Origin of the sequence: Sphingomonas sp. (genome assembly GCF_019746015.1) — a bacterium.
Taxonomy (GTDB): Bacteria; Pseudomonadota; Alphaproteobacteria; order Sphingomonadales; family Sphingomonadaceae; genus Sphingomonas.
Window position 1 is genome coordinate 55,036 of the sequence record NZ_JAIESM010000039.1, and the last position, 15,217, is coordinate 70,252.

The window sequence follows — 15,217 nt, forward strand, 5'->3', positions numbered from 1 at the left end:
CGCAAGCGCCGATGCGCGCTCTTTTATCCGCGTCGCCGCCCTGCTAGCGCGGGGGCCATGAACCCCGTTTACGCCAAGCTTGGCACCACCATTTTCGAGGCGATGTCGGCGCGCGCGCGGGCGACGGGCGCGGTCAATCTGGGGCAGGGCTTCCCCGACGGTAACGGCCCGCCCGACGTGCTGCAGGCGGCGGCGCGCGCGCTGCTCGCTGGCCCCAACCAATATCCGCCGATGGCGGGCCTGCCCGAACTGCGCGCCGCCATTGCCGCGCATTATGCCGCCCATCAGGGGCTCGATCTCGACGCGGGCGAGGTGATCGTCACGTCCGGCGCGACCGAGGCACTGGCGGCGGCGATCCTCGCGCTCGTCTCGCCCGGCGACGAAGTGATCCTGTTCCAGCCGATGTATGACGCCTATCTGCCGCTGGTCGAGCGGGCAGGGGGCGTTGCGCGCTTCGTCCGGCTGGAGCCGCCCGAGTGGCGGATTACGCGCGAGGCGCTGGAAAGAGTGGCGGGGCCGCGCACCCGGCTGGTGATCTTCAACGACCCGCTCAACCCCACCGCGACCGTCGCCAGCGCGGAGGAGCGCGCGCTGCTCGCCCAGTTCTGCGTCGAGCGCGACCTGATCGCGATCTGCGACGAGGTGTGGGAGCATGTCGTGTTTGACGGCCACGCCCACCGTTCGCTGATGGCCGAGCCGGGGATGCGCGAACGCACCGTCAAGATCGGCTCGGCGGGCAAAATCTTCTCGCTCACCGGCTGGAAGGTGGGCTGGATGTGCGCTGCGCCCGCGCTCGCGGCGGTGCTGGCCAAGGCGCACCAGTTCCTCACCTTCACCACCCCGCCCAATCTGCAGGCCGCCGCCGCTTATGGCCTGGGCAAGGACATGGCCTATTTTCAGGACATGCGCGCCGGCTTTGCCCGCTCGCGCGACCGGCTGGCGGCGGGGCTGGCGGCCAGCGGCTATCATGTGCTGCCGAGTGCCGGCACCTATTTCCTGTCGATCGATCTGGCCGCCAGCGGCATCGCGATGGGCGACGTGGCGTTCTGCGAATGGCTGGTCGAGGAACGCGGCGTCGCCGCCATCCCGGTCAGCGCCTTTTACGCGCAGGACGCGGTGACGAACGTGGTGCGGCTGTGCTTTGCGAAGGTGGACGCGACGATTGACGCCGCACTGGAGCGGATGGCGCGGCTGCCTTAGGGTCCCCGAGGCCGGCTTCGCGCGTTGCGGATTCTCCCCTCCCTGGCAGGGAGGGGCCGGGGGTGGGTCGGCCCGAGGATGTCCGCGACCATCGCCAAAATGGCTTCAGCCACGCCCTCAGGGTTTTGCGCGACCTCGGCATTCCAGAACCGGATCACCCGCCAGCCGCAGCTTTCGAGGAAGGCGGTGCGTTCGAGGTCGGATGCGGAGTCGACATGCTGGCTACCGTCGAACTCGACCGCCAGTTTCGCCGCCCGGCACGCCAGATCAACGATGTAGCGCCCCACCACCAGCTGCCGTGTGAAGCGCGGGCGGTGGCTGGAAACAAGGCGCCAGATCGTCCGCTCGGCTTCGGTCGCATTGTTGCGCAGGTCACGCGCGCGATCGGTCAGATGGGGTGGGACGCGGGGCATCGCGAAATTCTGACGGTAGGCCATGCCGAGCGCAACCCACCCCCGACCCCTCCCTTCCAGGGAGGGGAGGTTAGGGGCGTAGGTTGATCCAAAGCGCTGGCACAAATGGTCGCGGACGATACTTCAAACACCCGGCATTTTGATGATATTGCTCATCTTCCAACAAAAAAGGAGGGTGCCATGAACGATCTTGTAGAGGCACTAAGCAAAGCCTGCGCGGCCGCTGCTAAGGGAGACAAGGTTGTTACGATCCATCTCTTCGGGATCGAGCACGCTGCCCGGCTTAAGAATGTGAATCTGTCAGATCTCGCTGGCCGCGCAGGTATCAGTGAAAAGTACGGAACGGAGTTACGCAAGGCAGTGCGCCTTGCCGATTACGTCAAGATTGTTGCCAAGCCGCAATAGGCACTCCCAATTAACTTCGTCGTGGGGCTCTTTCGGGTTCTGGTCACCCAATCCGCGCCATCAGCCCGCGCTCGGTGATATACCCCGTCACCAGCCGGGCCGGGGTCACGTCGAAGGCGGGGTTGGTGACCGGGGCGTCGGTGATGCGGGTGGCACCGATCATCGCCACTTCGTCGCCGCCGCGCTCCTCGATCGGCACATCGGCGCCGGTGGGCGTCGCCGGATCGAAGGTGGTATAGGGCAGCGCGACGTAGAAGGGCACGCCATTGTCGGCGGCGGCCAGCGCCTTCAGATAGGTGCCGATCTTGTTGCACACATCGCCATTGGCGGTCACCCGGTCGGTGCCGACGAACACCGCATCGACCAGCCCCTGCATCATCAGATGGCCGCCGGCATTGTCGGTGATGTAGGTGTGGGGCACGCCGTGCCCGGCCAGCTCGAACGCGGTGAGCGCGCCCTGGTTGCGCGGGCGGGTCTCGTCCACCCACACATGCACCGGCAGCCCCTCGTCATGCGCGAGGTAGAGGGGCGCGGTCGCGGTCCCGTAATCGACCGTCGCCAGCCAGCCCGGGTTGCAGTGCATCAGCACATTGACCGGCCGGCCGGGGTTTTTCGCGTGCAGATCGCGCAGGATGGCAAGGCCATGCCGGCCGATCGCCAGGTTGAGCGCGACATCTTCTTCGGCAATCGCGTCGGCGCGGGCAAGGGCGGCGGCGGCGCGCGATGGGTGCGGCAGGTTGCGCACCGCGTCCGCCACCTGATCGAGCGCCCATTGCAGGTTGACGGCGGTCGGCCGCGCGGCGGCGAGCGTGTCGCGCGCTTCGTCCAGGTCGTCACCGGCGGCGAGCGCCATGGCGAGGCCATAGGCAGCGACCGCGCCGATCAGCGGGGCGCCGCGCGTCCACATCTCGCGGATCGCGCGCGCGGCGGTGGCGGCGTCGCGCAGCTCGACCCAGGTCACCTTCCACGGAAGGTCGCGCTGGTCGAGAATGCGCACGCCCGCGCCATCTTCGGTCCGCATGATCGAGCGGGTATGGGTGCCGTTGAGTTTCATGCCTTGGTCCTTGCCTTGTCCTCACCCCATCCCGTTGGTGTCGAGCCCTTCGGCTGGCTGTCAAGCCAGCCGCTCAGGACAGGCTTCGGCCCTTTGGGCCGAAGTCGAGACACGGGTCTCTGGCGGTTCGCTCGGAGGCGGTCCCTCGACCTCGCTCGGGACCAACGGGGGTTTAGGTCACCATGGTTAGAGGTTGATCTCGTCGAAGCTCGCTATGTCGCCTGCCCCCGTGGCGCGGTCGATCAGCAGTGCCTGCATCCCGGCCGCCTTCGCCGCGTCGGTTTCCGCTGAAATGTCTGACAGGAACAGGATCTCGCCCGGCGGCAGGCCGATCGCGCCGGCAATCGTGGCATAGGATGCCGGCTCGCGCTTGGCGCCGGTGCGCGTGTCGAAATAGCCCGTGAAGAGCGGCGTCAGGTCGCCCGCGTCGCTATGCCCGAACAGCAGCTTCTGCGCCGCGACCGAGCCCGACGAAAAGACATACAGCCCGATGCCGGCGGCATGCCAGCGCCGCAGTGCAGCCACCGCATCGGGATAGACATGGCCGGTAAAAGCGCCGGCGGCATAGCCGTCTGCCCAGATCATCCCCTGCAGGTCCTTGAGCGGCGTCGCCTTGCGGTCCGCGTCGATCCAGCCGATCAGCGTGGCAATGGGGTCGCCCGGCTCCAGCGCTTCAACCTCCGCCAGAAGGGGGGCGACAGCGTGCGGATGCGCCGCGCAATACGCCGCCAGGTGCCGGCGCGCATAGGGGAACAGCACGTCGGCCACGAAGGAAATGCTCGAGGTGGTCCCCTCGATATCGGTCAGGATCCCGCGGATCACGCCGGCGCGTGGGCGGGTTCGTGGCGCGGAAAGCGCCGGGCGATCGGATCGCCGGTGAACTGCGCGACCCAGCCATCGGGGTTCACGAACAGCCGGATTGCGGCAAAGCGCGGCGCCGGCCCCATGTCGAACCAGTGCTTCATGCCGGCCGGCACCGAAATCAGGTCGCCGGCGGTGCACAGCGTGTCGAACACGCGGCCCCCGGCATGGAGCGTGAACAGCCCCTCGCCATCGATGAAGAAGCGCACTTCATCCTCGGCATGGGTATGTTCGTCGAGGAATTTGGTGCGCAGCGCCTGCCGCTCGGGGTGGTCGGGCGTCATCGCGACGATATCGACCGACTGATAGCCGCCCTTGGCCTTCAGCGCCGCGATCTCCGGCGCATAGGCGGCCAGCATGTCGCCAGCGGCCGCCGCGCGCAGCGGCCAGCGCTCGAAATGCACGCCGATGTCAGCAAGTGCGGCGGCGATCTCGCCCGCGTCGCTGGTGTCGGTCAGCGCGATGTCGGGCGCATCCTCGGCATAGATTCGCAGGCGGCTCATGGCGTTACCTTCAACCCCAGATGGCGGGCGAATTGCAGCTGGGCAAGCTCGGCCGAGATCATCCACTCGATCGCCTCGATCACCCGCTCCGCCTCACCCAGATCGGCGCCCCAGCCATAAAGGCCGTGGCCGCGGATAAGATAGGCCGGGATCGCCTCCGCCGCCAGCCGCGGCATGATCGCCGCCTCGATCGCCGCCATGTCCTGGCTGTTTTCGGTAATCGGCAGCAGCGCCTCGGTCTCGTGCGTGCTGACGCCGGGCAGCGCCTTCAGCATCTCATGCCCGGCCAGCCGGTAATGATCGGCGCCGGCCAGCGCGCGCGACAGCCCCACCATGTGCGGCGAATGGCTGTGGAGCACCGCGTTTGCCCCCTCGAACTGGCGATAGAGCGCACAGTGCAGTGCGGTTTCGGCCGAGGGCTTCTTGCCGTCGAGCGCGTTGCCGTCCAGGTCCACGGTCATCACGTCCGCTTCGGTCAGCCGGCCCTTGTGCCGGCCCGACACGGTGATGGCGATGCGCCCGTCGCCCAGCCGCAGCGAATAATTGCCGGCGGTGGCGGGCGCCCAGCCCTTGCCATCGAGCCAGCGGCCGACACCGACGATCGCCGCGCGCGCCTCCACCAAGCTCAGTCCCGACATGTGTTCCTCGTCTAAGTTCTGCGTGAAATTGGAGCGGGTAACGGGACTCGAACCCGTATATTCAGCTTGGAAGGCTGCTGCACTACCCTTGTGCTATACCCGCGCCCGGGACAGGGGCCGATACCGGCTTGGGCTGGCCGGCGCAAGCCGCGTCGCGATCGGCGGAGGGCCGCGTTTTCACGAAATCGACAAATGCGCGCAGCGGCCCGGGCATCAGCCGACGGCTGGCAAAATAAAGGAACGGGCCGCTGAACGCCTCTTCCCAGTCGGTCAGGATGCGTACCAGCGTGCCCGCCTGCAACCGGGGCGCGACAAACCCTTCGAAACTGTGGAACAGGCCAAGCCCCGCTTCGGCGGCGGCGAGCTTTACCGCCAACTCGTTGCTGACCAGAGGGCCGCGCGGGGTGATGCGGATCTGCTCGCCAGCCCGGGCAAATTCCCAAGGCGGCACGACCCCGCTGGCAAAACGATGCACGATACAGCGATGCGCGGTGATTTCCGCCGGATGGCCGGGGGTGCCGTACCGCGCGAGATAGGCGGGCGCGGCGACTGTGACGAAGCGCTGCACGCGCGGCCCGATCGGCACGGCGATCATGTCTTGCGCCAGTGATTCGTCAAAACGGATGCCCGCGTCGAATCCGGCGGCCAGCACATCGGTAAAGTCATCATCGGCGGTCAGTTCGACCCGGATGTCGGGATAGGCGGCCAGAAACGGCGGCACAATGTCGACCAGGATCAGGTCGGCCGCGACGGTCGGCACGTTCAGGCGCAGGGTGCCGGCCACGGTGCCGCGATAATCACCCAGCATGTCGATTGCGGCATCGATCTCGGCCAGCGCCGGTCCCAGCCGCTCGAGCAGTCGCATGCCTGCTTCGGTTGCGGTCACGCTGCGGGTGGTGCGGTTGAGCAGGCGAACGCCCAGCCGCTCCTCCAGCCGGCGTACCGCGTCGCTCAGCGTGGCGGCGGACACCCCGCGCTGCCGCGCGGCGCCGCGAAAGCTGCGTTCGCGCGCGACGGCGGCAAAGACGTCGATATCGGCAAGGTCGGCAGGCTTCATTGTTCGATATTCCGTACAGTCTATTCAACGGAAGCCAGATTATCATGGAAATGCCGATGAACCATATTGCGTTCGCAGCCCCACTGCACAAGTTGGAGAAGGTCCATGAACACGCGCAAACTCGGCCTTGATGGCCCCATCACCAGCATGATCGGCCTGGGTGCCATGGGCATGTCCGACATGTATGGCCCGGCTGACCGGGCGGAAAGCATCGCCACCATTCATGCCGCGCTCGATGCCGGCGTCACCCTGATCGATACCGGTGATTTCTATGGCATGGGCCATAACGAGTTGCTGATTGCGGAGGCCCTGCGGGGCCGGCCGCGCGACCGTGTGCAGCTGAGCGTCAAGTTCGGCGCGCTGCGCGGCCCGGATGGCAGCTGGATCGGTGTGGACGGCCGGCCCCGGGCGGTGAAGAACGCGCTGGCCTATAGCCTGAAGCGGCTTGGCACCGATTATGTCGACATCTATCGCTTCGCCCGGCTCGATCCCGACGTGCCGATCGAAGAGACCGTGGGCGCCATCGCCGAGCTGGTTCAGGCCGGCTATGTGCGCCATGTCGGCCTGTCCGAAGTGGGCGCACAGACCATCCGCCGCGCGGCCGCGGTCACGCCGATCAGCGACCTGCAGATCGAGTATTCGCTGATCAGTCGCGGGATCGAAGCCGATATCCTGCCCACGCTGCGTGCGCTGGGCATCGGCGTGACCGCCTATGGTGTGCTGTCGCGCGGGCTCATCAGCGGTCATTGGCGGCCTGGCGCATCGGGCGCTGCCGATTTTCGCAGTCATTCGCCGCGCTTCCAGCCAGGCAATGTCGAGCAGAATCTCGCGCTGGTCGAGCTGCTGCGCGCATTGGCGCATGATCACGATGCTACCCCGGCCCAGATCGCCATTGCCTGGGTTGCGGCACAGGGCGTCGACATTGTGCCGCTGGTCGGCGCGCGGCGCCGCGACCGGCTGGCCGAAGCGCTGGGCGCGACCGCGCTTACCCTGTCGCCGGCGGATCTGACCGCGATCGGCGCGGCGATCCCCGCCGATGCGGTGGCGGGCGGCCGTTATGCCGAAGCCCAGCTCGCGATGCTCGACAGCGAACGATAGGGCTGCGTGGCGAAGCGGGCAGGGCGCGCGTGCAGTGCCGATCCTGCCCCCTTCACGCGTTGCTTACCATTATCGGTTAAGCGCTTCACAATGCTCCACGATCCTGCCCTTGCCCAGGCCGCCAAGGAAGTCCGCCCCAAATCGGCTGTTTCGACGGGCGTCGGCGTGGCCGGGCTGGTCGGCCTGCTCGCCTGGGTGGCGGTGGCGCGCTGGTTTCGTATGGACGGCCCCTATGCCGCGCTGATGAACGTCGTCTGCTGCGGCTTGCCGATGGTCGTCTGGTCGGTGTTTGTCGACAAGGTGCACCGCAACCCGACCACCGGCATCGACTGGTCGTCGACCACCAGCTGGCGTGAGACGTTCGACATCAGCCTGACCAAGATTGCCGGCCTCTGGGTCACCTGGGTCGGCATTGCCATCGTCTATGGCATGGGCCGCTTCTACTGGCAGGGCAATTATGCCTTTGCGATGACGATGCTGGGCTGGGCGGCGCCGTTGCTGTTCGTGGGCGCCATTCCCTATGTCATCTGGCTCGACCGCAAGCTGGTGGAGCCCAAGGACGGCGCCTATGCGCTGGGCGCGTGGCTGATGGGCACCGAAAAGGTCGATCCCGAGGCCATCTATGCCCATTTGCGTTCCTGGGCGGTGAAGGGGTTCTTCCTCGCCTTCATGCTGGCGATCGTGCCGCCGGGCTTTGGCGAGTTCATCCGCGCCGACTGGGGCCGGGTGCTGGCCGATCCGGTGGCGCTGGCCAACTGGCTGATCACCTTCATGTTCGTGATCGACGTGGCGTTTGCGACCGTCGGCTATGTGCTGACGATGCGGCCGCTCGATTCGCACATCCGCAGCGCCAATCCTTATGCGGCGGCGTGGACGGCGGCGCTGATCTGCTATCCGCCGTTCGTGCTGATGGATATCGGCCGCCCGCTCGATTATCATCAGGGCACGGCGGACTGGACCCACTGGCTGGCCGGGCAGCCGGTGCTGCTGGCGCTGAACGGCGCTGTGCTGGTGGCGCTGACCGCGATTTATGCCTGGGCGACGGTGGCGTTTGGCTTTCGCTTCTCCAACCTCACCCATCGCGGCATTCTGACCCACGGCCCCTATGCGGTGTCGCGCCACCCGGCCTATCTGTCGAAGAACCTGTTCTGGTGGCTGGCGACGATGCCGTTCCTGACCACCGGCACGCTGGTGGATGGCGCGCGCGCGACGCTGCTGATGATGGTGGTGGGCGGCGTCTATTACTGGCGCGCCAAGACCGAGGAATGGCATCTGGGCGAGGACCCGGCCTATCAGGCCTATTCGCAGTGGATCGCGCGCAACGGCGCGGTGCCAAGGTTCTTCGCCTGGGTCGCCGGGCGCAAGGTGGTTTAAGATTGGTTTGATTGAGGCGGTGCCGGCCCGCTCCCCCACCCGGCCACCCAGCGGCAGTATCTTATGGGAGGCCGGGTGGGGGAGCGGGCTGGTGCCGGCTCAGCAAAACTTTAGAACCGCATCTCCTCGTAAACCCGCGAAACATCGCCGCCCCACGCGCCGTGATAGCGGTCGAGCAGCGCCTGGGCGGGCACGGTGCCGGTGCGCACGATTTCGCGCAGCGGATCGAGAAAGCCGGTCTCGTCGCTGCCCGCGCCATCCAGCCGCGCCCGCGCGGCAAGCCCGGCATGGGCAATGTCGAGCACATCGCCGGCAATGTCGCGCAGCCGCCGGCCGCCGGGCAGCGGTGCATCCAGCCCCAGCCGGGGGACTTCGGCGCGCAATGTCTCCCGGTCGGCCATCGACCAGCCCTTCACCAGATCCCATGCCGCATCGAGCGCGCCCTGATCATAGAGCAGCCCCACCCACAAAGCGGGCAGCGCGCAGATGCGGCCCCATGGCCCGCCATCGGCGCCGCGCATTTCCAGGAAGGATTTCAGCCGCACTTCGGGAAAGGCGGTGGACAGATGGTCCGACCAGTCCTCCATCGTCGGCCGCTCGCCCGGCAGGACGGAGAGTTTGCCGTCGAGAAAGTCGCGGAACGACAGCCCGGCCGCGTCGATATATTTCCCGTCGCGGTAGACGAAGTACATCGGCACATCGAGCGCGTAATCGGCATAGCGTTCATAGCCGAAACCGTCTTCGAACACGAAGGGCAGCATGCCGGTGCGCGCCGGGTCGGTATCCGACCAGATATGGCTGCGATAGCTGAGAAAGCCGTTGGGCCGCCCTTCCAGAAAGGGCGAATTGGCGAACAGCGCCGTCGCCAGCGGCTGCAGCGCCAAGCCGACGCGGAACTTCTTCACCATGTCCGCCTCGCTCTGATAGTCGAGGTTGACCTGAACGGTGCAGGTGCGCAGCATCATGTCGAGCCCCATGCTGCCGACGCGCGGCATGTGCCGCAGCATGATCGCATAGCGCCCCTTGGGCATGATCGGCAGCTCGGCGCGCGCCTTGTCGGGCCACAGCCCCAGCCCCAGAAAGCCCAGCCCCAGCCGCCCGCCGATGGTGGCCACCTGCTCCAGATGACGGCCGGTTTCGGCGCAGGTCTGGTGCAGATTGTCGAGCGGCGCGCCCGACAGTTCGAACTGGCCCGCCGGCTCCAGGCTGATCGAGCCGTCGGCGCCGGTCAGCGCGATGACATGCTCGCCCTCCATCACCGGGCGCCAGCCGAATTCGGTCAGCCCCATCAGCAGGTCGCGGATGCCGCCGGGCTCGTCATAGCTCGGCGCGCGGTGGTCGGCGGTGCGATAGACGAATTTCTCGTGCTCGGTGCCGATGCGCCAGCGGTCGCGGGGTTTTTCCCCCTTGGCGAAGCTGGCGATCAGCTGGTCGCGGTGCTCGATGACCGCAGCGTTCTTGTCGGATACGGTCTTCGTCGTCATGCGCCGCCCCTTAGCCTTGGCCGTGCCCGCGCGCTAGAGGGACCAGTCGCCCGCACTTGCCATCCAGATCGCCACCGCGGCGGCAGCGGCGGTGTCGGCGCGCAGGATGCGGGGGCCCAGCGACATGGCGCGCGCCGCCGGCACCGCGCGGATGGCGGCGCGCTCTTCCTCGGTAAAGCCGCCCTCCGGCCCGATCAGGATCGCCGCCGGCCCCGGCTGCGCGGCCATCGTCGCGGCGGCGGGGGCGCCGCCATTTTCGTCGGCAAAGAACAGCGCGCGCTCGCCCGGCCACGCCCGCAGCAGCGCGGCCAGCTTCACCGGTTCGGCAAGCGCGGGCACGGCGGTGCGCCCGCATTGCTCGGCCGCCTCCACCATATGCGCCTGCAGCCGCTCGCCATTCAGCCGGTCGATGATCGTGCGCGCGGTGATGACCGGCACCAGCCGCGCGACGCCCAGCTCGCACGCTTTTTCGGCGATCCAGTCGATCCGGCCCTTCTTGATCGGCGCCGCGCACAGCCACAGGTCGGGCACCGGCTCCACCCCGCGCAGGCACTCGCCCACCTCCACCACCACGCGCCGCCGGCCGGGGTCGGCAACGGTTGCCAGCCACTCGCCGCTTTCGCCATCGAACAATTTCACCGCATCGCCGCGTTTCAGCCGCATTACCTGTACAAGATAATGCGCCTGTGCTCCCTCGATCAGCCTTGCGCCGGGGGTGATCGGGGCGGGCACGAACAGGCGCGGTGTCGATTGCGGCGGCCAGGCGGGCGTTGCGGGCATGGCCTGCTCATAGTGTTGCGGAACGGCAACGTCACCACTTTGTGGCAACGCTGGCGGTTTCCCTTTCCTTAGCAATCGGCTAAAGGCGCGCGCTTGTAACGTTAGGATTACGTCAGGCATGTCTGTTGAACCGAACACTCCGCTTCTCGATCAGGTCCGCTATCCTGCTGATCTGCGAAAGCTTTCTCCCGAGCAGCTGCCGCAGTTCGCGGATGAACTCCGCCGTGAGGTGATCTCGGCGGTGGGCGTGACGGGCGGCCATCTGGGTTCGGGACTCGGCGTGGTCGAACTGACCACCGCGATTCACTACGTGTTCAACACGCCCGAAGACCGGCTGGTCTGGGACGTGGGCCATCAATGCTATCCGCACAAGATCATCACCGGGCGCCGCGACCGCATCCGCACGCTGCGCATGGGTGGCGGCCTGTCGGGCTTCACCAAGCGCAGCGAAAGCGAATATGATCCGTTCGGCGCGGCGCATTCGTCCACCTCGATTTCGGCGGCGCTGGGCTTTGCCGTGGCCAACAAGCTGGCCGGCAAGCCGGGCAAGGGCATTGCCGTGATTGGCGACGGCGCGATGTCTGCCGGCATGGCCTATGAGGCGATGAACAATGCCGAACAGGCCGGCAACCGGCTGGTCGTGATTCTGAACGACAATGACATGTCGATCGCGCCGCCGGTGGGCGGGCTGTCGGCCTATCTGTCGCGCATCGTGTCGAGCCGCGAGTTTCTGGGTATGCGCGATTTCGCCAAGAAGCTGGCGAAGCGGCTGCCGCGCCCGCTGGCCGAGGGGCTGAAAAAGACCGACGAATTCGCGCGCGGCATCGCCATGGGCGGCACGTTGTTCGAGGAGCTGGGCTTTTATTATGTCGGCCCGATCGACGGCCATAATCTCGACCATCTGATCCCCGTGCTCGAAAATGTGCGCGATGCCGAGGAAGGGCCGATTCTGGTCCATGTCGTGACCGTGAAGGGCAAGGGCTATGCCCCGGCCGAAGCAGCGGCCGACAAATATCACGGCGTGCAGAAGTTCGACGTGGTCAGCGGCGTGCAGCAAAAGGGCCCGCCGGGACCGCCCGCCTATCAGAATGTGTTCGGCGACGCGCTGATCAGGGAAGCGCAGCGCGACCCCACTATCGTCGGCATTACCGCGGCCATGCCGTCTGGCACCGGCATCGACCGTTTTGCCAAGGCCTTTCCCGACCGCAGCTTCGACGTTGGTATTGCCGAGCAGCACGCCGTCACCTTCGCCGCCGGCCTTGCCGCGCAGGGGATGCGCCCGTTCTGCGCAATCTATTCCACCTTCCTGCAGCGCGCCTATGACCAGGTCGTGCACGATGTGGCGATCCAGAATCTGCCGGTGCGCTTTGCCATCGACCGGGCCGGGCTGGTCGGTGCGGACGGCTCCACCCATGCCGGCAGCTTCGACGTCACCTATCTGGCGACGCTGCCCAACATGGTCGTGATGGCCGCCGCCGACGAGGCCGAACTGGTCCACATGGTCCACACCGCCGCACTGTATGACGACGGCCCCATCGCGCTGCGCTATCCGCGCGGCAGCGGCATTGGCGTGGCGCTGCCCGAGGTGCCGGAGCGGCTGGAAATCGGCAAGGGCCGCATCGTGCGCGAGGGCAAGAAGGTGGCGATCCTGTCGCTCGGCACGCGCCTCGCTGAAGCGCTGAAGGCAGCCGACGCGCTGGAGGCCAAGGGCCTGTCGACCACGGTTGCCGATCTGCGCTTCGCCAAGCCGCTGGACGAAGAGCTGATCCGCCGCCTGCTCACCACGCATGAAGTGGCGATCACCATCGAGGAAGGCGCCATCGGCGGCCTTGGCGCACATGTGCTGACCTATGCCAGCGACGCCGGGCTGATCGATGCCGGGCTGAAGCTGCGCACGCTGCGCCTGCCTGACCGCTTTCAGGACCAGGACAAGCCCGAGCTCCAGTATAAGGAAGCCGGGCTGGATGCCGATGCGATCATCGACAGCGTGCTGAAGGCGCTGCGCTGGAACGAGCAGCCGGCGGAGGAAGTGCGGGCGTGATCAACTGGCGTGCGGTGTACGGCCTGGCGTGCTGCCTGGCGGCGTGCGGCCCCGTATCGGCGGCCCATCCCGGCGCGCGTGCGGCGGCAGTGGGCAACATCACCCTGCGCGTCGAAGTGACCGGGGTGAAGAGCGACCGTGGCCGCGTGCATATCGATCTGTGCCATCAGGAGGAATTCCTGAAGGACTGCCCGATTGCGGGCGACGCGCGCGCGGTGAAGGGCACGACCGTGGTGGTGCTGACCAATTTGCTGCCCGGTGAATATGCCGTGCAGGCGTTCCACGACGAAAACAGCAACGGCAAGGTCGACCGCGCGCTGTTCGGCATTCCGACCGAGGGCGTGGGCTTTTCCAACGACGCACCGATCAAGCTCGCCCCGCCCAAATGGAGCGACGCCAAATTTTCGCTCGCCGCCGACAAGACGATTACGCTCAAGCTGCGCTTTTTCCTGTAAAGCGGACATTGGGGAGGGACGCTGAGGCGTGACGACAGCGGAACGGCTGATCTTCCGCACCGTGGCGGTGAGTGCGGCGCGCCCGTGGCTGCTTGCCGCGCTGATTGCGCTCGTCACGCTGGCCGCCGGCTGGTTCGCCGCGACCCGATTCGAGATGGTCACCAACACCCAGGCGCTGATTTCGCCCAAGGTGCAGTGGCGGGTGGACGAAGCGGCGGTGAACGACGCCTTCCCCCAGCTGACCGACACCACGCTGGTGATCATCGATGGCAAGACCCCCGAACTGGCCGAGCGCGGCGCCGCGCTGCTGGCCGAGCGGCTGGCCGCCGACCGCGCGCATTTCCGCACCGTGAAGCGGCCCGATGGCGGTGCCTATCTGGCGCGGCAGGGGCTGTTATTCGGCTCGGTTGCCGAGGTTGAGGCCACCACCAAGGGGCTGGTGCAGGCGCAGCCGCTGCTGGGGCCGCTCGCCGCCGACCCGTCGCTGCGCGGCATTGCCCAGGCGTTCCAGACCGCGCTGATCGGCGTGGAGCGCGGCGACACCACGCTCGACCGGCTCGACCGCCCCATGGTCGCACTCGACACGGCGCTCCGCGATGTCGAGGCCGGCCGCCCGACCTTCTTTTCGTGGCAACAGCTGTTCGCCGAAAAAGGCAGCCCGCAGGCGCCGCGCCGCCGGCTGGTGCTGGCCCAGCCGGTGCTCGACTATACCGCGCTCAAACCCGGCGAGGCGGCGGTGAACGCGATCTTCGCCACCGCGCGCGAGCTGAAGCTCGACGGGGCGCATGGCGTCAATGTCCAGGTCACCGGCGAAGTGCCGCTGAACGACGAGGAGTTTGCCACGCTCGAAGAGAATATCGGCTATGTCGGGCTGGTGATGGCGCTGGCCATGCTGTTCACGCTGTGGCTGGCGACCAAATCGGCGAAGACGGTCGCGGCGATCGTGGTCACCACGCTGGTCGGGCTGGTCATCACCGCCGCGCTGGGGCTGGCGGCGGTGGGGTCGTTCAACCTGATTTCGGTGGCGTTCATTCCGCTGTTCGTCGGGCTGGGGGTGGATTTCGGCATTCAGCTCGCCGTGCGCTTCAACCATGAACGGCTGGAGGGCGCCGATGTCGTGCTGGCGCTGGAACAGGCCGCCTGCGCGCTGGGCGCACCGCTGGCGCTGGCGGCAGGCGCGATCTTCCTGGGCTTCGGCGCCTTCCTGCCGACCGATTATGTCGGCATTGCCGAGCTTGGCATCATTGCCGGCATGGGGATGGTGGTGGCGCTGGGGCTGTCGATCACGCTGCTGCCGGCGCTGATTGTGCTGTTCCACCCCGATGCGCCGCAGGCCGAAGTGGGCTTCACCCAGGCGGCGCCGCTCGACCGCTGGCTGGAGCGCAATCGGCGCACGGTGCTGTGGGCGTTCGGCCTTTCCATGCTGGGCAGCATCGCGCTGCTGCCGCTCGTCGAGTTCGATTTCAACCCGCTTCACCTGCGCGCCAGCCAGGCGCCGGCGATGCAGTCGCTGATGGACCTGATGCGCGACCCGCTGCGCACGCCCAACACCATCTATCTGCTCGCCCGCAATGCCGATGCGGCGCGGCACGACGTGGCGCAGGCCGAGCAGCTGACGCAGGTGGCGCAGGCGCTGTCGATCGACAGTTTCGTTCCGGTGCAGCAGGAAGAAAAGCTGGCGCTGATCCAGGATGCCGCGCTGCTGCTCGACCTGACGCTCAATCCCTTCGACCTGACGCCGCCGCCTGACGACGCGCAGAATGCCGCCGCACTCGCCGCCTGGGGCCGGGATCTGGCGCGCGCCGCCGCCGGCAAGCCCGGGGCGGCCGCCGCGCATGCCCGCGCGCTGGCCGC

General features: G+C 67.3%; 15 protein-coding genes and 1 tRNA gene. 7 read left to right on the plus strand and 9 right to left on the minus strand.

Features of this window, described 5'->3' with window-relative positions:
- Positions 1-57: 57 nt before the first annotated feature.
- Entirely contained in the window at positions 58-1,200 is a 1,143-nt protein-coding gene (locus K2Y03_RS06665; protein ID WP_294089424.1) for an aminotransferase, read from the plus strand.
- Here the strand turns inward: K2Y03_RS06665 and K2Y03_RS06670 are convergent.
- A complete protein-coding gene (locus K2Y03_RS06670; protein WP_294089447.1) occupies positions 1,197-1,613 on the minus strand; it encodes an endonuclease domain-containing protein in 417 nt (138 codons plus the stop codon). The genes K2Y03_RS06665 and K2Y03_RS06670 overlap by 4 nt on opposite strands.
- Positions 1,614-1,793: 180 nt before the next feature.
- On the opposite strand from K2Y03_RS06670, the gene K2Y03_RS06675 reads away from it, so the two are divergent.
- On the plus strand, positions 1,794-2,018 hold the full coding sequence (locus tag K2Y03_RS06675) for a hypothetical protein (protein WP_294089426.1): 225 nt from the start codon (positions 1,794-1,796) through the stop codon (positions 2,016-2,018).
- A gap of 43 nt (positions 2,019-2,061) precedes the next feature.
- Here K2Y03_RS06675 and mtnA read toward each other — a convergent pair whose 3' ends face one another.
- The 6 genes from mtnA to K2Y03_RS06705 all read right to left on the minus strand — a co-directional run bounded on the left by mtnA (position 2,062) and on the right by K2Y03_RS06705 (position 6,131).
- On the minus strand, positions 2,062-3,072 hold the full coding sequence (mtnA, locus tag K2Y03_RS06680; RefSeq protein ID WP_294089428.1) for an S-methyl-5-thioribose-1-phosphate isomerase: 1,011 nt from the start codon (positions 3,070-3,072) through the stop codon (positions 2,062-2,064).
- Between the two features lie 186 nt (positions 3,073-3,258).
- The gene (gene mtnC, locus K2Y03_RS06685; protein WP_367114754.1) at positions 3,259-3,894 is read right to left on the minus strand and encodes an acireductone synthase; all 636 of its coding nucleotides are present in this window, start codon (positions 3,892-3,894) and stop codon (positions 3,259-3,261) included.
- Entirely contained in the window at positions 3,891-4,436 is a 546-nt protein-coding gene (locus tag K2Y03_RS06690; protein WP_294089429.1) for a cupin domain-containing protein, read from the minus strand. Before K2Y03_RS06690 ends, mtnC begins: the two co-directional genes overlap by 4 nt.
- The gene (locus tag K2Y03_RS06695) at positions 4,433-5,074 is read right to left on the minus strand and encodes a methylthioribulose 1-phosphate dehydratase (protein ID WP_294089431.1); all 642 of its coding nucleotides are present in this window, start codon (positions 5,072-5,074) and stop codon (positions 4,433-4,435) included. The genes K2Y03_RS06690 and K2Y03_RS06695 overlap by 4 nt, the downstream gene beginning before the upstream one ends.
- Positions 5,075-5,103: 29 nt before the next feature.
- A tRNA-Gly gene (locus K2Y03_RS06700) sits at positions 5,104-5,177 on the minus strand.
- Positions 5,157-6,131 carry a LysR family transcriptional regulator gene (locus K2Y03_RS06705; protein ID WP_294089433.1) on the minus strand — a complete coding sequence of 325 codons (975 nt, stop codon included), beginning with the start codon at positions 6,129-6,131 and terminating at the stop codon, positions 5,157-5,159. The genes K2Y03_RS06700 and K2Y03_RS06705 overlap by 21 nt, the downstream gene beginning before the upstream one ends.
- Positions 6,132-6,236: 105 nt before the next feature.
- On the opposite strand from K2Y03_RS06705, the gene K2Y03_RS06710 reads away from it, so the two are divergent.
- A complete protein-coding gene (locus K2Y03_RS06710; RefSeq protein WP_294089434.1) occupies positions 6,237-7,229 on the plus strand; it encodes an aldo/keto reductase in 993 nt (330 codons plus the stop codon).
- Positions 7,230-7,319: 90 nt separating this feature from the next.
- Entirely contained in the window at positions 7,320-8,603 is a 1,284-nt protein-coding gene (locus K2Y03_RS06715; protein WP_294089435.1) for a DUF1295 domain-containing protein, read from the plus strand.
- A gap of 110 nt (positions 8,604-8,713) precedes the next feature.
- Here the strand turns inward: K2Y03_RS06715 and K2Y03_RS06720 are convergent, their stop codons facing one another.
- Positions 8,714-10,087, minus strand: a complete 1,374-nt coding sequence (locus K2Y03_RS06720) for a glutamate--cysteine ligase (protein ID WP_294089436.1) — start codon at positions 10,085-10,087, stop codon at positions 8,714-8,716.
- 33 nt (positions 10,088-10,120) lie between these two features.
- Complete coding sequence (locus K2Y03_RS06725) at positions 10,121-10,867, minus strand: 16S rRNA (uracil(1498)-N(3))-methyltransferase (RefSeq protein WP_294089437.1); 747 nt, start codon at positions 10,865-10,867, stop codon at positions 10,121-10,123.
- A gap of 118 nt (positions 10,868-10,985) precedes the next feature.
- Between K2Y03_RS06725 and dxs the strand changes: the two genes are divergently transcribed.
- The 3 genes from dxs to K2Y03_RS06740 form a co-directional block, all read left to right on the plus strand.
- Entirely contained in the window at positions 10,986-12,908 is a 1,923-nt protein-coding gene (gene dxs, locus K2Y03_RS06730) for a 1-deoxy-D-xylulose-5-phosphate synthase (RefSeq protein ID WP_294089438.1), read from the plus strand.
- A complete protein-coding gene (locus K2Y03_RS06735; protein ID WP_294089441.1) occupies positions 12,905-13,363 on the plus strand; it encodes a DUF2141 domain-containing protein in 459 nt (152 codons plus the stop codon). Before dxs ends, K2Y03_RS06735 begins: the two co-directional genes overlap by 4 nt.
- A gap of 28 nt (positions 13,364-13,391) precedes the next feature.
- Positions 13,392-15,217, plus strand: a 1,826-nt coding sequence (locus K2Y03_RS06740; RefSeq protein ID WP_294089443.1) for an MMPL family transporter, incomplete at its 3' end; no start/stop codon positions are given.